We start from the raw sequence: 17,361 nt of genomic DNA on the forward strand, positions 1-17,361 counted from the left end.
CGATCATTCACTGGTAAGGGCCGTGACCGGGTCGAGCCGGGCAGCTTTACGGGCCGGCATGAAGCCGAAAACCACCCCGGTGACGAGGGCGCAGGCGAAGGCGCCAACGACAGCCATGAGTGAGAACGCCACCGCGACTTCGCTGAGTATCAGCACGCCGCCGACGAGCAATGCGAGGGCAATCCCGGCGATCCCGCCGACCACCGAGAGCATCACTGCTTCGGTGAGAAACTGCCGCAGGATGTCACGTTGACGGGCGCCGGTAGCCATGCGGATGCCGATTTCACGGGTGCGTTCGCGCACTGTCATGAGCATGATGTTCATCACTCCGATACCGCCGACCAGCAGCGAGATGGCGGCAATCGAACCGAGCATCAGCGACAGGGTGTTCTGTGTGCGTGCCTCGGCCTGGATCATGGCGGCGTTGTTGGTCAGCTCGAAATCACGCTTGCCGTTGTGCAGTTGCAGCATCAACTGTTCGATGGCTTTTTCGGTTTCGTGCACCTTGCGCGCATCGGCGGCCGCGATCACCACGTATTCGGGGTTGTGCGTTCCGAACAGGCGAACGCTGGCGGCGGAGTAGGGGATGGCGATGCGATTGTCGCTGTCCTGGTCGCCGGAGCTCGCGCCTTTGCCTTCCAGAACGCCAACCACTTGAAACGGCACGTTCTCGATCAGGATGTACTGGCCGATGGGGTTGGCGACGTCCTTGAGCAACTTGTCACGAACCTTCTTGCCGATCACGGCTACCGCTGCGCCGTTGGCTTCGTCGGTCTGGGTGAAATAGCTGCCTTCGACCACCGGCCAGTTGAAAATGGCCGGGAAGTTGGTGTCATTGCCACCGATGTAGCTCATGTGGTCGAGATTGCCGAAGCGTACTCCGGCTTCGGCACCATTGACCGGCATGATGCGGTTGATCTGTGGCAGGCTCGCGAGCGCCGCGACTTCGTCCAGAGTGACAATGCCCGGTGGCGTTCGCGGGTTGGGCGCAGCGCCGCTGAGGTAAATGATGTTCGAGCCGAAGGCGCCCATTTGTGCCATGACCTGACGCTTGCTGCCTTCGCCAACCGCCAGCATGACCACCACCGACGCCACGCCGATGATGATGCCCAGCAGCGTCAGCGCGGTGCGGAAACGGTTGATCCACATGACGCGCCAGGCGGCGTGCACGGCATCGACCAGCTCACCTTTCCAGGCGCCGGTGGCCTCGGCGCCTTCACTTAGACGTTTGCGCAGATCAACCGCTTGCAGGGCGCCGGCAGTGGCGCTGTTTTGTGCGCTCGGGTTGTCGTGGGCACTGTCGCTGATGATCAGGCCGTCGCTGATTTCGATGATGCGCTTGGCGCGTGCGGCCACTTCGCGGTCGTGGGTGATGAGAATGACCACGTGGCCCTGGCTTGCCAGCTCATCGAGCAGCGCCATGACTTCCTTGCCGCTGTGGCTGTCGAGGGCGCCGGTCGGTTCATCGGCGAGAATGATATGGCCGCCATTCATCAAGGCACGGGCAATCGACACCCGCTGTTGCTGGCCGCCGGACAGTTGATGCGGACGGTTGCCGGTGCGTTCGGCGAGGCCTAGACGGTCGAGCAGGGCGGCGGCGCGGGCATGACGCTCGGCGGCTGGAGTGCCTGCATAGATCGCCGGCATTTCGACGTTTTCCTGGGCGGAGCCGGAAGGGATCAGGTGATAGCCCTGGAACACAAAACCAAAGGCTTCGCGGCGTAACCAGGCCAGTTCATCGCTGTCGAGGCCGGCGACGTTTTCTCCGGCGAAGCGGTATTCGCCGGATGTCGGGCGGTCGAGACAACCGAGGATATTCATCAGCGTCGATTTACCGGAGCCCGAAGCGCCGACAATCGCTACGAACTCGCCGGCGTGGATCGACAGGTCAATGCCGCGCAAGACATGAACTTGGGGAGCGTCACCGCCGCCGTAGGATTTGCGGATGTCCTGCAGGTCGATCAGGGGCGTTTGCATTTAGCCTCCGCTACCGTCGGCCGGGCCGATCAACAGATGATCGCCTTCGCTGAGGCCGTCGAGAATCTGGACTTTCATACGGTCGCTGATGCCGGTGCGCACATCGCGCTGCTGAATATCACCGTTCTGCGCCACGACCCGGGCGATGTGGTGGCCTGGCTGGGTGTTGCCCTGCAAAGCGGCAATCGGTGCGGTGAGGACGTCTTTGGCCTGGTTGGCGACGAAAAATACCTGGGTGGTCATTTCCGCCATCAGTGCGTTGTCGGCGTTGTCGACGTCCAGCAGCACGGTATAGAGCACGACCCGGCCGGCGCCGCTTTTAGTGCTGCTGGTGGGGCTGCCGCCACCTTGACTGGTCTGGTCCAGCGGCTTGGGCGGCACGGGCAGAATCTGCCGCACGCTGCTGCTCCAGCGGCGCTGGCCGCCGCTGAGGGTGGTGAAGTAGGCGGTCATGCCGGGTTTGACGTGGCCGATATCAGCCTCGGAGACTTCGGCCCAGACCGTCATTGGTGACAGTTTGGCAATGCGCAGAATCAGCGGCGTCTGTTGCTGGGCATTGAGTGTCTGGCCTTCGCGAGCATCGAGCGCGACCACGGTGCCTTCCATCGGCGCATAGATGCGCGTGTAACCGAGTTCGGCCTGGTCACTGCGCAGACTGGCCTCGGCCTGACGGATCTGCGCGCGGAACATGTCGATGCGTGCCTGGGTGGCCTTGAGCTCGGCGCGGGCGGTCTGCACGTCCTCCTCTCGAGTGGCGCCGCCGGCCGCGAGGTTCTGCTGGCGCTGGTACTTCTGCCGCGCCAGTTCGTGCTGCGCCTGTTGTTCTTGCAGCTGCGCCTTGAGGTTCTCGATCGAGAACTGACTGGCGTCGAGTTTGGCCTTTTGCGTTGATGGATCGATTTCGACCAGCAATTGACCCTGCTTGACCACGTCGCCGACTTCTACATGGATTTTGCGGATCTGCCCGGAGGCCTGAGCACCGACATCCACGTAGCGCCGTGGCTGCAACGTGCCCAGCGCGGTGACGCTGCTTTCGATGTCGCCGCGACTGACTTGCACGGTGGCGAACTTGTCCCGGCCGGGCGGCAATATCTGCCAGGCGGCTACGGCGACAACGGGAATCAGACAAAGGGCTACGAGCAGGGCGCGTCGGGCGGGGCGGGGACGTTTCATGCAGGGTTCCGGCCAGTGGAAATCGACCCGTCATCCAGCCGGCACCGCACACGGGCCAGGACCGAACGCTGGCGCAGGAGGCGACAGATACGGGGAACTGTTTTTTAAACGAGGGACGCGTTGGGTAATTTAAGCGCTGAAAAACGCGGTAACAGGTATAGAAGCTAACAATTTGTCGGGCAAATCGAAACAGCACTTTAAATCTATATGAGAATTACTATAAATTACGCATCTGAAATTGCCAGCATCGTGCCACTGTCGTTTTGACGGTGGCGGGTGTGGCTCAAGGATCGAAACCGCACTGCTGCGGCCGGGAGTCATGTTGGAAAACTACTATCGAGAGCTGGTGTGTTTCCTGAACGCCAAGCTGGGCAACCGCCAGGTTGCCGAGGATGTGGTGCATGACGCCTATTTGCGCGTACTCGAGCGCTCCAGCGACACGCCGATCGAGCAGCCCCGGGCGTTTCTTTATCGAACGGCGTTGAATCTGGTCATCGACGACCATCGTCGCAATGCGTCGCGCCAGGTCGAATCGCTGGAAGTGCTCGACAACGAAGAGCGCTATTTCACCCCGTCGCCCCATGGCACCCTCGATCACGGTCAACGCCTGGAAATGCTCCAGCGCGCGCTGGCCGAACTACCGCCGCTGTGCCGCGAAAGCTTTCTGCTGCGCAAGATCGAAGGCCTGTCCCACAACGAAATCGCCGCAAGCCTGGGCATTTCCAAAGCGCTGGTGGAAAAGCACATCGTCAATGCCATGAAACATTGCCGGGTGCGCATCAAACAATGGGACGCCCATTGATCCCTCCTCAGTAAATTTTTTTTCACCGTCCTCGTTCCTACTCAACAGACGATCTGCTGTCCTGCTTCGGGCCGGTCAGGTCACCCAGGCTTTATCCCCACGGTTGAGGGGTTCATCCAGAGGACACTGGAAATGACACAGGCAATTGCATCGCCCATCGTTCACGACCTGATCGGCGTCGGTTTCGGCCCTTCGAACCTGGCGCTGGCCATCGCTCTGCAAGAGCGCGGCCCGACCCAGGGCGAACTGGATGTGCTGTTCCTCGACAAGCAGGCCAACTACAGCTGGCACGGCAACACCCTGTCGACGCAAAGCGAGTTGCAGATTTCCTTCCTCAAGGATCTGGTGACCCTGCGCAATCCGACCAGCCCGTATTCGTTCGTCAATTACCTGAAATACCACGGTCGTCTGGTCGACTTCATCAACCTCGGCACTTTTTATCCATGCCGCATGGAGTACAACGACTACCTGCGCTGGGTCGCCGGGCAGTTCAGCGAACAGAGCCGTTACGGCGAAGAAGTGCTGACCATCGAGCCGGTGCTGCACAACCATCAGGTTGAAGCATTGCGCGTGATTTCCCGTGGCAGCGATGGCCTGCAACATGTGCGCACCACCCGTTCGGTGGTGGTCAGCGCCGGCGGTACGCCGCGTATTCCGGAGGCGTTCAAAGCGCTGAAGGGCGACACCCGCGTGTTCCACCACTCGCAATACCTGTCGCAGATGGCCAAGCAACCGTGCGTTAACAACCAGCCGATGAGCATTGCAATCATCGGTGGCGGGCAGAGCGCGGCGGAAGCCTTTATCGACTTGAACGATTCGTTCCCGTCGGTGCAGGTCGACATGATCCTGCGCGGCTCGGCGTTGAAGCCGGCGGATGACAGCCCGTTCGTCAACGAAGTGTTCTCGCCGGAGTTCACCGACCTGGTGTTCCAGCAAAACAGCGCCGAGCGTGAGCGGCTGGTCAACGAGTACCACAACACCAACTACTCGGTGGTCGACATTGACCTGATCGAGCGCATCTACGGCATCTTCTATCGCCAGAAGGTCTCCGGGATTGCCCGTCATGCGTTCCGCACCCTGACCACTATCGAGAGCGCTACCGCGACCGAAAACGGTATCGAACTGGCGGTGCGCAACAACGCCACTGGCGAAGTCACCGTGCGCAACTATGACGCCGTGGTTCTGGCCACCGGTTACGAGCGCCAGATGCACCGCAAACTGCTGGCACCCCTGGAAGAATACCTGGGTGACTTCGAGGTTGATCGCAACTACAAACTGATCACCGACGAGCGCTGCAAAGCCGGCATCTACATGCAGGGCTTCTGCCAAGCCAGCCATGGTCTGAGCGACACGTTGTTGTCGGTGCTGCCGATTCGCGCGGACGAGATTGCGGGTTCGCTGTATGAGCATGGCAAGCATCGCGGACATCGTTCGATGGCGGATCTGTTGTTAGCGACTGCCAGCTAACGCCGATTTCCAGGCCAGATCGTTCCCACGCTCTGCGTGGGAATGCAGCCCGGGACGCTCCGCGTCCCTATCGAAGGCCGAACGCGGAGCGTCCGTTGAGGCATTCCCACGCAGAGCGTGGGAACGATCATCCTGAACCCTTCCTGAACACCCGCCACATTCCCCGACACACCTCCTTTTGCGGGTTTACTCTCCAGACATCGGGGCGTAAGCTTCGCGCGTTTTCATCAATAGCGGAGACCCACAGTGGGTACTTGTTCGAGTGACAGTTGTCGGCCGGTCTCGGTAACCGGCAGATTCTCGGCAAGATAACGCGCAGACTTTCTCTGTCGTTGTCTCGCCGTAAAAGCGAGCAGCGGCATCCCGTGCATGGCCCGTCCTGGGTCATGGCTAGACGTCCTTCTCATCGACGCTGAACAGAGCGTGATTGCGACTTCGTTGTTGTGATCGCAGCCCTATCGACACGCCTGTCTTTTCTGACCGGCGCGCCAAGCCTTGCCGTGCCGGTTTTTCCGGCGGACGAGGCGCGGCCGTACCTGCTTGACGGTTTCCCGGCTGACCATAGGGGCAACAGCCATGAAACTTACGCTCAAGGAATTTTTCGCAGGCTTCCTGCGGACCCGCCACATCGCCCGGCACTTCCGTCGGCTGACGTTGCTGGAATCGATCAACGACACCACGGTCAGCCGTGAAGTCCCGCCGACTCTGGCCAACACTTTGGTCGATGCCGCGCAGTGCGACAGCGGTGTGTTGCTGTCGTCACTCGGCACCCACTCCGATGGCCTGACCGATTTCGAAGTCGATGCGCTGCGTGCGCAATACGGCCTCAACGAAGTCGAACACGAGCAGCCGCTGCCGTGGTGGATTCACCTGTGGCACTGCTACAAAAACCCGTTCAACCTGCTGCTGACCCTGTTGGCGGTGATCTCGTGGCTGACCGAAGACCTCAAGGCCGCCGTGGTGATTTTCTCCATGGTGGTGCTGTCGACGCTGCTGCGTTTCTGGCAGGAAAGCAAATCCAACCAGGCCGCCGACGCGCTGAAAGCCATGGTCAGCAACACCGCGACGGTGATGCGCCGTGACGCGCCGCGCAGCGAATTGCCGATCAAGCAATTGGTGCCGGGCGATTTGATCGTGCTCTCGGCCGGCGACATGATTCCGGCCGACTGCCGCGTGCTCAGCGCCAAGGATCTGTTCGTCAGCCAAGCCGCGATGACCGGTGAGTCGATGCCGGTGGAGAAGTTTCCACGGCAGGCCGATCGCGACACGCGCAATCCGTTGGAGCTGGACAACATCCTGTTCATGGGCACCAACGTCGTGTCCGGTACGGCGGTGGCGGTGATTCTCACCACCGGCAACAGCACCTATTTCGGTGCTCTGGCCCAGCGTGTCGGCGCAACCGATCGCGCAGTCACTTCGTTCCAGCAAGGCGTCAACAAAGTCAGCTGGCTGTTGATCCGTTTCATGTTCGTGATGGCGCCGCTGGTGCTGTTCATCAACGGTTTCACCAAAGGTGACTGGACTGAGGCGCTGCTGTTCGCGCTGTCGATTGCCGTCGGCCTGACCCCGGAAATGCTGCCGATGATCGTCACCTCGACCCTGGCCAAGGGCGCGGTGTTCCTGTCGCGCAAAAAGGTCATCGTCAAACGTCTCGACGCGATCCAGAACTTTGGCGCCATGGACGTGCTGTGCACCGACAAGACCGGCACGCTGACCCAGGACAAGATCTTCCTCGCGCGCAATGTCGACGTGTGGGGTGAAGACTCCGATGACGTGCTGGAAATGGCCTATCTCAACAGCTACTACCAGACGGGCCTGAAAAACCTGCTGGATGTCGCGGTGCTGGAACACGTGGAAATTCACCGTGAACTGAAAGTCGGCACAGCGTTTCGCAAGGTCGATGAGATCCCGTTCGACTTCAATCGTCGGCGCATGTCGGTGGTAGTGGAAGGGCGTGGCCAGCCACATCAACTGATCTGCAAGGGCGCGGTGGAAGAAGTCTTGGCGGTGTGCAGCCATGTGCGTCATGGCGACGTCGATGAAGCCTTGAGCGATGAATTGCTGACCCGGATCCGTCAGGTCACCGCAGCATTCAACGCTGAAGGCTTGCGCGTGGTCGCCGTGGCAGCCCGCTCGATGCCTGAAGGTCGCGAGATTTACAGCTTGGCTGATGAGCAGGAACTGACGCTGATCGGTTATGTGGCGTTCCTCGATCCACCGAAGGAAAGCACCGCGCCGGCGCTCAAGGCCTTGGCCGAACATGGTGTGGCCGTGAAAGTACTGACCGGCGATAACGAACTGGTCACCGCGAAGATCTGCCGCGAAGTCGGTCTCGCGCAACAAGGTCTGCTGCTGGGCAACGACATCGAAATCATGAGCGATGCCGAACTGGCCGTGGCCGTAGAGACCACCAACGTCTTCGCCAAGCTGACGCCGTCGCACAAGGAGCGCATCGTGCGCATTCTTAAGGGCAATGGTCACGTGGTCGGGTTCATGGGCGACGGCATCAACGACGCGCCCGCGCTGCGCACCGCCGACATCGGTATTTCCGTAGACAGCGCGGTGGACATCGCCAAGGAAGCGGCCGACATCATCCTCCTCGAAAAGAGCCTGATGGTGCTGGAGGAGGGCGTGCTCGAAGGACGGCGTACCTTCGCCAACATGCTCAAGTACATCAAAATGACCGCCAGCTCCAACTTCGGCAACGTGTTCTCGGTGCTGGTCGCGAGTGCGTTCATTCCGTTCCTGCCAATGCTGCCGATGCACCTGCTGGTGCAGAACCTGCTCTACGACATTTCGCAGATCGCGATTCCGTTCGATAACGTCGATGAGGACATGCTGAAAAAACCACAACGCTGGCAGCCGGGTGACGTCGGGCGCTTCATGCTGTTCTTTGGCCCGATCAGTTCGATCTTTGACATCACCACGTTCGCCTTGATGTGGTACGTCTTCGATGCCAACACCCCGGATCACCAGACGTTGTTCCAGTCCGGTTGGTTCGTGGTCGGGTTGCTGACCCAGACGCTGATCGTGCACATGATCCGTACGCCGAAGATTCCGTTCCTGCAGAGCCGCGCCGCCATGCCGCTGTTGGTGATGACCGGGATCATCATGGCGGTCGGCATCTTCCTGCCGATGGGCCCGCTGGCGCACTACTTCAAATTGCAGGCGTTGCCGTCGCTGTACTTCGTGTTCCTGCCGGTGATCCTGCTGGCGTACATGGCGCTGACCCAAGCGGTGAAAGGGTTCTACATTCGCCGGTTTGGCTGGCAGTAATGCTGCCCCCTGTAGGAGCTGCCGCAGGCTGCGATCTTTTGATCTTGTTTTTAAAAGGCAACAGCAAAAGATCGCAGCCTTCGGCAGCTCCTACAGGGGTGGGCGCTTCAAGTGAATTTCAAGCAGGCCCGACGAAGGCTTTGTGTGTATTCAAGGAGATGACTATGCAAGCCATCAACAACCTCAACCTCGATTCACTGCTCGACACCCTCGTCAGCCTCAGCGCCGCGTTCATCCTCGGTGGCCTGATCGGTTTCGAGCGCCAATACCGCCAACGCACCGCCGGCCTGCGCACCAACGTACTGGTCGCCGTCGGTGCGGCGATTTTCGTCGACATGGCCAACCGTCTCGCCGGGGCAGAAGGCGCGGTGCGCGTGGTCGCCTATGTGGTCTCCGGCATTGGTTTTCTCGGCGCCGGGGTGATCATGCGCGAAGAGGGCAATGTGCGCGGGCTCAACACCGCCGCGACCCTGTGGACGTCTGCCGCAGTCGGTGCCTGTGCCGGTGCCGATCTGCTCGCCGAAGCGGTGCTCGGCACGTTGTTCATTCTTGCCGCCAATACCTTGCTGCGGCCGATCGTCAACAACATCAACCGCCAGCCACTGGACGTGGTCTCGGCAGAAGTCACCAACATCGTCTACGTTATCGCCCGGCGCTCACAGCAGAAAGCCGTGTTCGCCTTGCTCGAAGCTGAACTGGAGCGCAGCAACTACCCGGCCAGCGATATCGACATGCACGCGTTCGGCGCCGATGAAATAGAAATCGAAGCGACGCTGGCGACGACGTCGGTTGATGGCGATGAGCTTGATGAACTGGTGGCGCGCATTTCGACCTCGGCACTCGTGGTGCAGGCGTTCTGGAGCCCGAGTACGACGGAATAAACCCCGAACACATGTTTTTCCGGGAGGGTTCTTGCAGCGGCGGACATCAAGTTTGAGCCACTGCGCAAAGCCTGCGGAAAAGGCCAGGATCTTTCCTACACTGTGCAGGGGCCGGTGTATTTTGAGCCATGCTCCGCACCGTCAGGCATTCATGCCATGGACGACTGCATTTTCGAGTCTTTACGGCGGTCCATCAGGGGTTCATATGCTCAAGGCGTTGGTGGTAGACGATCACCCGTTCATTCGTTCGTCGGTCAAGATGCTGCTTGAACGGGAAGGCTTCGAGGTGGCGGGTGAGGCCGATAACGGTGCCGATGCGCTGCAGTTGACCCGCGAGCTCACCCCGGACTTGATCATTCTCGACATCGGCATGCCCAAGCTCGACGGGCTGGAAGTGATCAGCCGCATCTGTGCGCTGGGCGTGAAGAGCAGGATTCTGGTGCTCACCTCGCAGTCGGCATTGTTCTATTCAGCGCGCTGCATGAAGGCCGGGGCTGCGGGTTTTCTGTCCAAGACCAATGAAATGAATGAGTTGATCAAAGCGATCAAAGTCATCATGGATGGCTACACTTTCTTTCCCAATCTATCGACCAGCAGCGTGCGTCGCAGTGATTCGCAGACCAGTGATCTCGAATTGATCCAGAGCCTGTCCGACCGTGAGCTGACCATTCTGCAGCAGTTGTCCAGCGGTCTGAGCAACAAGGAGATCGGCGAAGCGATGCTTCTGAGCAACAAGACAATCAGCACTTACAAGACTCGCTTGATCGAAAAACTCAACGTCAAGTCGGTGGTGTACCTCGCCGATTTTGCGAAACGCAACAACCTGATCTGAATGCGCCAGCTCACTCGATACTGGCTGCTGGGATTGGCCGTTATTGCCAACACAGTGCTGGCGGCGCCGGTCGATACCCTGCATGTGCTCGGCCGTTCCAGCGTTGACGGTTACAGCGTCCCGCTCGAGAGTCAGGACTGGTCCTGGCTGCGCGGCAAAGGCACTTTGCGCCTGGGGGCTTCTGCTCCTGACTATGCCCCCTTTGTAATCACCAGCAACGGTAATGATTACGAAGGGCTGACGGCCGATTACGCGCAGTTGCTCAGTCAACTGTTGAATATCCCCATCGAAGTGCGTCGCTATGCCTCGCGCGCCGACGTGCTGGCGGCACTGAAAAACGGTGAAGTGGACTTGCTCGGTACGTCCAACGGTTTTGAAGCCGCTGACCCTGATCTGGCAATGTCGCAGGCCTACGCTGACGATGTGCCAACCCTAGTGACGCGAGTCGGCGACAGTCAGAACCTGTCCCCGGACCTGGCCGGCAAACAAGTGGCGATGCTTTATCACTACCTGCCGCCCGACCGGGTCAGAGCGTTCTATCCGCACGCCGATGTCCGCCTTTATCCCTCGACAATGAGTGCGATCGGAGCTGTGGCGTTTGGCAGTGCCGACGTCTACCTCGGCGACTCGATCAGCGCCCATTACCTGATCAACAAGAATTACCTGAACAACGTGCAACTGGCCGACTTCTCGCAGATGGAGGTGCAGAACTTTGCCTTCGCGATGCCTCGCGGCAATGAGCGGTTGTTGCGCATCGTCAACGCGGCACTGGCGAGTATTCCGCCCGGCGAGCGCATGACCATTCTGCGCCGCTGGAGCGCCGGCGGTGCAAGCATGCCGGGCCAGCAGGCACCGCATTTCAGTACCAGCGAACAGCGCTGGATGGCCCTGCATCCGCGTCTGCGGGTGGCCGTCGACGGCAGCTTTCTGCCGCTGTCGTTTTACGGACAGGACGGCGTGTTTCGCGGGATCAGCGCCGATGTGCTGGCCAAAGTTGCCTTGCGTACCGGCCTCAAGTTCGATGTGCAGCAAGCGCAATCGGTGCCGGAGCTGATCGAGCAGATTCGCGGCAACCAGGCAGACTTGTTGATTACCTTGACCCCAAGCGTCGAACGCGAGGACACCTTGCGTTTCACCCGGCCGTATCTGAGCACGCCGTTTGTGCTGGTCAGCCGCATCGCCGCCAACAGCCCCGGCACCCTCGACGAGATGCTCGGCAAACGGCTGGCAGTGATTCGCGGCACCCCGGTGCGCGACATGCTGGTCGACCAATATCCGCAGGTGACGCTGGTCGATGCCGACAACGCCCAGCAAGCGATGGCCATGGTCGCCAATGGTCAGGCGGAGGCCGCAGTCAATTCACTGATCACGGCGCGCTATATGATTTCCCGGCAGTATCGCGATCGATTGCGCATCACCAGCACCGTCGGTACGCAGTCGGCTCAAATGGCATTTGCCACGGCGCGAGGGGCACTGGAGCTGTACTCGATCCTCGATAAAGCGCTGCTCAGCATCCCACCGGAAGAACTGGATGAGGTGACCAATCGCTGGCGCAGCGAAGTGGTGGTCGATGACAGTTACTGGCTGCGCAATCGCAGCGCGATCATTCAGGGTTTTGCTTTGGCGGCGGTATTGTTGCTGGTGGCATTGGGCTGGATCGCCTATCTGCGGTTGCTGATGCGCAAACGCCGACAGGCGGAAATCGCCCTCAACGATCAACTCGAATTCATGCGCGTATTGATCGATGGCACGCCGCATCCAATCTATGTGCGTGACCGCGCCGGCAAACTGTTGGTGTGTAACGAAGGCTATCTGCAGGTCTTCCAGGTCGAGCGTGATGCGGTGATTGGCAAGACTGTGCGAGAAGGTGTGCTGAAGAACCCCGAGGAAGCCCAGGCCTATCACGATGATTACCTGCAAGCGATGAGCGAGGGCTTGCCACGCGTGCAGGATCGCAGCCTGACCTTGGGCGGAAGCGTATTGACCATCTATCACTGGATGCTGCCGTATCGCGGCAGTGACGGTGAGGTCAGCGGCATGATCGGCGGCTGGATCGACGTCAGTGAGCGCCAGCACCTGCTTGAAGCCTTGCGTGACGCGAAGGACGACGCCGACGACGCCAACCGTGCCAAGACCTCGTTCCTCGCCACCATGAGCCATGAAATCCGCACACCGATGAACGCGGTGATCGGCATGCTCGAACTGGCGCTGAAGAAAGCCGATCAAGGCATCCTTGATCGGCTCGCCATCGAAGTTGCGTCCGGTGCCGCCCGTGGCTTGCTGGATTTGATTGGCGACATCCTGGACATCGCCCGCATTGAATCCGGGCGTTTGTCCTTGACGCCAGAGCGGGCCAATCTGCGCGAACTGGTCGAGTCGGTCGTGCGCATTTTCGAGGGCCTGGCGCGGCAGAAACAGCTGCGCCTGCAACTGGATCTGGATGCCTTGAGAGACGTCGATGTGCTGATTGATCCGCTGCGTTTCAAGCAAGTGCTGTCGAACCTGTTGAGCAATGCGATCAAGTTTACCGACGCGGGGCAGGTGTTGCTGAGCGTACAGGTGGCGCCCGAGAGTGCTGAACGATTAAGCCTGTGTCTGCGGGTCATGGACAGCGGTCGCGGGATTTCCCGGGAGGATCAGGCGCAGTTGTTCAGCCTGTTCTCTCAGGCCGGCAATCATGGCCAGTCGGCGCGCGGTGGTTCCGGGCTGGGTCTGGTGATCAGCCGTACGCTTTGCGAAATGATGGGCGGCAGTCTGACGTTGTCCAGCGAGTTGGGGCAGGGCACGCAGGTTGAGGTGCGCCTGACCCTGCCGACGCTCGAACCACTTGCGACCGCGCCGGTCGAGGACATGGAACCGCTGCGCAACCACCACAGCCTGAATATTCTGGTCATCGATGACTATCCGGCCAACCGCTTGCTGCTGTCACAACAGTTGAGCTACTTGGGCCATCGCGTCACAGACGCTGAAGACGGAGCCAAGGGACTGCGTACCTGGCGCAATCAAACGTTCGACGTGGTCATCACCGATTGCAACATGCCAGTCATGAACGGCTACCAACTGGCCCGGGCGATCCGCGATGAAGAGGCGGCGCGAGGGCTGCCGCGCAGCCTGGTGCTGGGTTTCACCGCTAATGCCCTGGCCGAGGAGAGGGAGCGTTGCGCCGAGGCCGGGATGGACGATTGTCTGTTCAAACCGATCAGCCTCAAGGACCTGAATTTACGGCTGGCAACCGTCGTTGCGCAGGCGCGTGCGACGGTCGAAGCGCCGGTGCCGACAGCGGGTGATATCGACTTGGGGAGTCTCGAGCAACTGACCCGTGGCGACCGCGAATCGATCAAAAGTCTGTTGACCGATCTCGCCACCAGTAATGCCCAGGACATGGCAAAACTGCTGCGCCTGTTTACCCAGCATGACGTCCAGGGCCTTGCCGATCTCGCACACCGGATCAAGGGCGGAGCGCGGATCATCAAGGCGCAGGCATTGATCCAGGCGTGTGAAGCGCTGGAGGCCGCCAGTGGAGGGCTGGACACCCAAGTGCTGACCGAAGCCGTGGACCGGCTTCAACAATCGATGGAGCAATTGGCGGACAAACTGGATGAGTATCTGGCGTAACTTTCCAGTGCTCTTTTGCAGACATTTCTCGCGAATGTGCTCCGCCACTATTGGCCGATTTTCCGTACGACAAGCCTTGGCGCGATGTGCGCGTGAAGGCTTCACCGATGACCCTGCAATAGGGTAACGGATGTTTTGAATGCTATTGCTTGGGAAATTTCCTACAAGTGAAGGGAGGTTTCCTACTCTTATTTTCCTCTCCGATCGCTAGATTCATGGCCTCATCACGATGACATCGCCGTGCTCTATGGTGCGGTCTCCAGAGCGTTCTGCAGTTTTTTTCAGACTTGTCTTACATGCGTGATGGGGTTTTTTGTCTAGTGTTGGGCTTCCTCGCGAAAGCGGACGTTTTTCAGGCCACTGTCGAAACCAATGTCATACAAATGCTGGCGAATCCTGATTGCCGAAGAGCAGTTCGCGCTGCAGAACCGAATCTGCAGATCCCTCGCTCTATTGGGCTACCGAACCTCGACGTCGGTGCATTCGTTTCGCGAACTGTTGGGCGTCACTCAGTACTCGCACGAGCCCTTCGAGCTCTTTGACCTGATGCTCATCAACGGTGAACTGATGGTCGCCGCAGGCATTGACCCGGTGCGTTTTTTTCAATGCGTGACGCAGATTCGTCACGCCGTTATTTATGACGAGCGACGCGGTCAGGTCCGGCCAGAGACGCTCTACACCCGTCAATGCCGGCAGTTGGCACTGATCCGTAGTCCGGATCAACAAACGCTTGGCTCTCTACTGGAGCAACTTGATGTTTAGGAAATTTCCTTCATTTTTTCGGACGCTTTCCAGAGAACCGAGCATTGAATTGGCTCAGCCTGGCGGCGGATGTTCAATCAACGAGCCGCCCATGCCCGATTTGCCGCTGCATGTATTAGTGCTGGAAGACCATGCCTTTCAGCGATCGGTGGCGGTCAACATGCTGCGCACCCTCGGTTGTCGAGAAGTATTCGAGGCCAGTGATGGCGATCAAGCACTGGCGATGCTGCAGACAGTCGGTACGGTCGACGTAGCTCTGTGCGATTTGCAGATGGAGGGGATGGACGGCCTGGAGTTTCTGCAGCGGGTCGGCGCCACAGGTCAGGTCAAGTCAGTGATCATCAGCAGTTCACTGTCAGCGGACCTGCGCCGCGCCGTGCATCAAATGGTCGCGTTGCTTGGCCTGGAATTGCTCGGCGACGTGGGCAAGCCGTTGCATATTCAGATGCTGGCGGATTTGCTCGATAAGTTCGCCAACCGGCCAGCCATGCCGCAACCACCTGACGCGGCCATCACGCTGGCCGACGAAGGCGCTGTGCGGCAGGCGCTGGCCGAGCAACAATTGCAGGCCTGGTATCAGCCCAAATTCAATCTGCACAGCGGTGAAGTGTGTGGCGTCGAAGTGTTGTGCCGCTGGTTGCACCCAACGCAAGGAGTGATCTCGCCTGCGTTATTCATGCCGGTTCTGGAACGCTGTGGTTTGCTCGATGAGTTGCTGTTTCTGCAACTCGAACAGGCGTTGACGGTGCAGCGTCGTGCCCGCGAGCGAGGGTTCCCCTTGAATGTTGCGTTCAATCTGCAAGCCGTCCAACTGGCCAGCGGTGAACTGGCGTCAACGTTGCGCAGCCTGCTGGCGCGTCACCGGACTTGCGGCGCGAGCGTGACCTTCGAACTGACCGAAAGCGGCCTGTTGGAGGCCCCGGCCACCAGCCTTGAATCGCTGGTGCGCCTGCGCATGATGGGCTGCCGCTTGTCGATCGATGACTTCGGGGCAGGCTTCTCCTCACTGCAGCGGCTGTGCCAGTTACCGTTCAACGAAATCAAGCTCGATGCCGATTTCATTCGCAACCTTGAGCACGAACCCCGTTGCCGTGCAGCCATCAGCAGCACCCTGGCGCTGGGCGAAACCCTGGGCATGAGCGTGGTGATCGAAGGGATCGAGACCGACGCGCAGCGCCGTGAGCTGCTCGCCCTGGGGTGCACGCTAGGGCAGGGCTATTGGTACGCACGACCGATGCCCGCAGACGATTTATTGAATTGGCTGCAGCAACGCAGCGATCAGCAAAGCTCGGATGAATGACCGGTTTTTTCGGAAACGTCCTACAGAAGCATCTTTGGGGCTTGCGTAGTCTTGCGCCATCCAAACACCTGACCACCGGGAGATTGATCATGACCAATAAAGCCCTGCGCATTCTGATCGCCGACCCACAGCATTTTCACCGGATGAAAATCGAGCGCTTGTTCAACGCACTGGATTATTACCGCGTTGCCCCGGTGCAAAACCTCGCCGAGCTTTTGACCCTGGTGGACTATGGCTGCGAACCGTTCGATGCGGTGGTGATCAATGCCGAGCTGGCGTCGGGTTCGCTGAATCTGCTGGGGTTCTTCCTCGACAACCCCCAGGTTCGTCAGGTGTTGATCTACAACGAGCCTTCGGCCCCCAGGAATGCGACGCTTGGCTACGCTCAGAAAAACGTGCAGATCAGTCATGTGGCGTTGCCAGGCGCCCAAGCCATCAGGCACCTGATGACGGTGGTTGACGCACCTCGGTGGGCGCAAGGGCCCTCCTTGCCGCAGCGTGCGTATGCATAGAATTTCGTTTGTCGCAACTGTCAGGTCTGACAGGTGAATCACGTCCCGTTCCGTGCAACAGTCTTTGCGCAGCCACAGCGTCCGGAACAATCGGCAACCGTGGCGTCTTCTTCACGTTTTGCCCTGGGAGTGTTCATGAAGTCAGCGCTGATCGTCGATGATCATCCGGTGGTGCGTGCCGCCGTCAGGATCGTGCTGCAAACCGAGGGCTTCAAGGATATTCACGAAGTCTCCAATGGCAGCGAGGTGGTGCCGCTGATTCGTGAGTACAAACCCCAACTGGTGGTGCTTGACCTGCGTCTGCCGACGATCGAGGGGCTGGATGTGCTGGCCAGAATCAAGGCGAACGATCTGGACTGTCGAGTCCTGATCTTCACTTCGCATGAAGCCATGTTCTATCAGGAGCGCTGCATACGCGCCGGGGCCATGGCGTACGTGACCAAAACCAATCAACTGCAACAATTGCACAAGGCCATTCAGGCGGTGATGTCGGGCTACACCTATTTCACTTCGTTGTCCGACAGTGCCAATACGCTGAACACGGTGCAGCTCACCGAAAAGCAGATGATCGATCAACTGTCGGATCGCGAATTGAGCATTTTCCGGCAACTGGCCCAGGGCAAGGCCAATAAGGCGATTGCCGAAGACATGCACTTGAGCCACAAAACCATCAGTACCTATAAAACCCGGACGATGCAAAAACTCGGGTTGTCGTCAGTGGTGCACTTGCGCGATTTCGCCAAGCGCAACCAACTGACCTGAGG

At 59.5% G+C, this 17,361-nt stretch carries 12 protein-coding genes; 10 read left to right on the forward strand and 2 right to left on the reverse strand.

What is annotated here, in order from left to right; genetic code table 11:
- Positions 1–3 precede the first annotated feature (3 nt).
- Positions 4–1,977 (reverse strand): MacB family efflux pump subunit, encoded by a 1,974-nt coding sequence (locus EJA71_RS04215; protein ID WP_158954573.1) that lies wholly within the window; start codon positions 1,975–1,977, stop codon positions 4–6.
- Entirely contained in the window at positions 1,978–3,150 is a 1,173-nt protein-coding gene (locus EJA71_RS04220) for an efflux RND transporter periplasmic adaptor subunit (protein ID WP_158954575.1), read from the reverse strand.
- A 319-nt stretch (positions 3,151–3,469) separates the two neighbouring features.
- On the opposite strand from EJA71_RS04220, the gene EJA71_RS04225 reads away from it, so the two are divergent.
- The 10 genes from EJA71_RS04225 to EJA71_RS04270 all read left to right on the forward strand — a co-directional run bounded on the left by EJA71_RS04225 (position 3,470) and on the right by EJA71_RS04270 (position 17,359).
- Positions 3,470–3,952: a sigma-70 family RNA polymerase sigma factor gene (locus EJA71_RS04225; RefSeq protein ID WP_158954577.1), complete on the forward strand. Its 483-nt coding sequence runs from the start codon at positions 3,470–3,472 to the stop codon at positions 3,950–3,952.
- A 132-nt stretch (positions 3,953–4,084) separates the two neighbouring features.
- Positions 4,085–5,419 (forward strand): lysine N(6)-hydroxylase/L-ornithine N(5)-oxygenase family protein, encoded by a 1,335-nt coding sequence (locus EJA71_RS04230; RefSeq protein WP_158954579.1) that lies wholly within the window; start codon positions 4,085–4,087, stop codon positions 5,417–5,419.
- Positions 5,420–5,995: 576 nt separating this feature from the next.
- Entirely contained in the window at positions 5,996–8,695 is a 2,700-nt protein-coding gene (gene mgtA / locus EJA71_RS04235; protein ID WP_158954581.1) for a magnesium-translocating P-type ATPase, read from the forward strand.
- Positions 8,696–8,859: 164 nt separating this feature from the next.
- Entirely contained in the window at positions 8,860–9,576 is a 717-nt protein-coding gene (locus EJA71_RS04240; RefSeq protein WP_158954583.1) for an MgtC/SapB family protein, read from the forward strand.
- A 205-nt stretch (positions 9,577–9,781) separates the two neighbouring features.
- The gene (locus EJA71_RS04245) at positions 9,782–10,408 is read left to right on the forward strand and encodes a response regulator transcription factor (RefSeq protein ID WP_158954585.1); all 627 of its coding nucleotides are present in this window, start codon (positions 9,782–9,784) and stop codon (positions 10,406–10,408) included.
- Positions 10,409–14,023 (forward strand): transporter substrate-binding domain-containing protein, encoded by a 3,615-nt coding sequence (locus EJA71_RS04250; protein WP_158954587.1) that lies wholly within the window; start codon positions 10,409–10,411, stop codon positions 14,021–14,023. It abuts the gene before it with no gap.
- Between the two features lie 372 nt (positions 14,024–14,395).
- Entirely contained in the window at positions 14,396–14,785 is a 390-nt protein-coding gene (locus EJA71_RS04255) for a hypothetical protein (RefSeq protein WP_158954589.1), read from the forward strand.
- A gap of 91 nt (positions 14,786–14,876) precedes the next feature.
- A complete protein-coding gene (locus EJA71_RS04260) occupies positions 14,877–16,085 on the forward strand; it encodes an EAL domain-containing protein (RefSeq protein WP_158954591.1) in 1,209 nt (402 codons plus the stop codon).
- An 89-nt stretch (positions 16,086–16,174) separates the two neighbouring features.
- On the forward strand, positions 16,175–16,597 hold the full coding sequence (locus tag EJA71_RS04265; protein WP_158954593.1) for a chemotaxis protein CheY: 423 nt from the start codon (positions 16,175–16,177) through the stop codon (positions 16,595–16,597).
- Positions 16,598–16,732: 135 nt separating this feature from the next.
- Positions 16,733–17,359: a response regulator transcription factor gene (locus EJA71_RS04270; protein ID WP_158954595.1), complete on the forward strand. Its 627-nt coding sequence runs from the start codon at positions 16,733–16,735 to the stop codon at positions 17,357–17,359.
- Positions 17,360–17,361 lie beyond the last annotated feature (2 nt).

Source organism: Pseudomonas sp. PB106 (genome assembly GCF_009764645.1).
Taxonomy (GTDB): Bacteria; Pseudomonadota; Gammaproteobacteria; order Pseudomonadales; family Pseudomonadaceae; genus Aquipseudomonas.

Excerpts from the sequence above, each read along its gene's own strand:
- EJA71_RS04215 (WP_158954573.1), bottom strand. The coding sequence starts at position 1,977 with ATGCAAACGCCCCTGATCGACCTGCAGGACATCCGCAAATCCTACGGC.
- EJA71_RS04220 (WP_158954575.1), bottom strand. The coding sequence starts at position 3,150 with ATGAAACGTCCCCGCCCCGCCCGACGCGCCCTGCTCGTAGCCCTTTGT.
- EJA71_RS04225 (WP_158954577.1), top strand. The coding sequence starts at position 3,470 with ATGTTGGAAAACTACTATCGAGAGCTGGTGTGTTTCCTGAACGCCAAG.
- EJA71_RS04230 (WP_158954579.1), top strand. The coding sequence starts at position 4,085 with ATGACACAGGCAATTGCATCGCCCATCGTTCACGACCTGATCGGCGTC.
- mgtA (WP_158954581.1), top strand. The coding sequence starts at position 5,996 with ATGAAACTTACGCTCAAGGAATTTTTCGCAGGCTTCCTGCGGACCCGC.
- EJA71_RS04240 (WP_158954583.1), top strand. The coding sequence starts at position 8,860 with ATGCAAGCCATCAACAACCTCAACCTCGATTCACTGCTCGACACCCTC.
- EJA71_RS04245 (WP_158954585.1), top strand. The coding sequence starts at position 9,782 with ATGCTCAAGGCGTTGGTGGTAGACGATCACCCGTTCATTCGTTCGTCG.
- EJA71_RS04250 (WP_158954587.1), top strand. The coding sequence starts at position 10,409 with ATGCGCCAGCTCACTCGATACTGGCTGCTGGGATTGGCCGTTATTGCC.
- EJA71_RS04255 (WP_158954589.1), top strand. The coding sequence starts at position 14,396 with ATGTCATACAAATGCTGGCGAATCCTGATTGCCGAAGAGCAGTTCGCG.
- EJA71_RS04260 (WP_158954591.1), top strand. The coding sequence starts at position 14,877 with ATGCCCGATTTGCCGCTGCATGTATTAGTGCTGGAAGACCATGCCTTT.
- EJA71_RS04265 (WP_158954593.1), top strand. The coding sequence starts at position 16,175 with ATGACCAATAAAGCCCTGCGCATTCTGATCGCCGACCCACAGCATTTT.
- EJA71_RS04270 (WP_158954595.1), top strand. The coding sequence starts at position 16,733 with ATGAAGTCAGCGCTGATCGTCGATGATCATCCGGTGGTGCGTGCCGCC.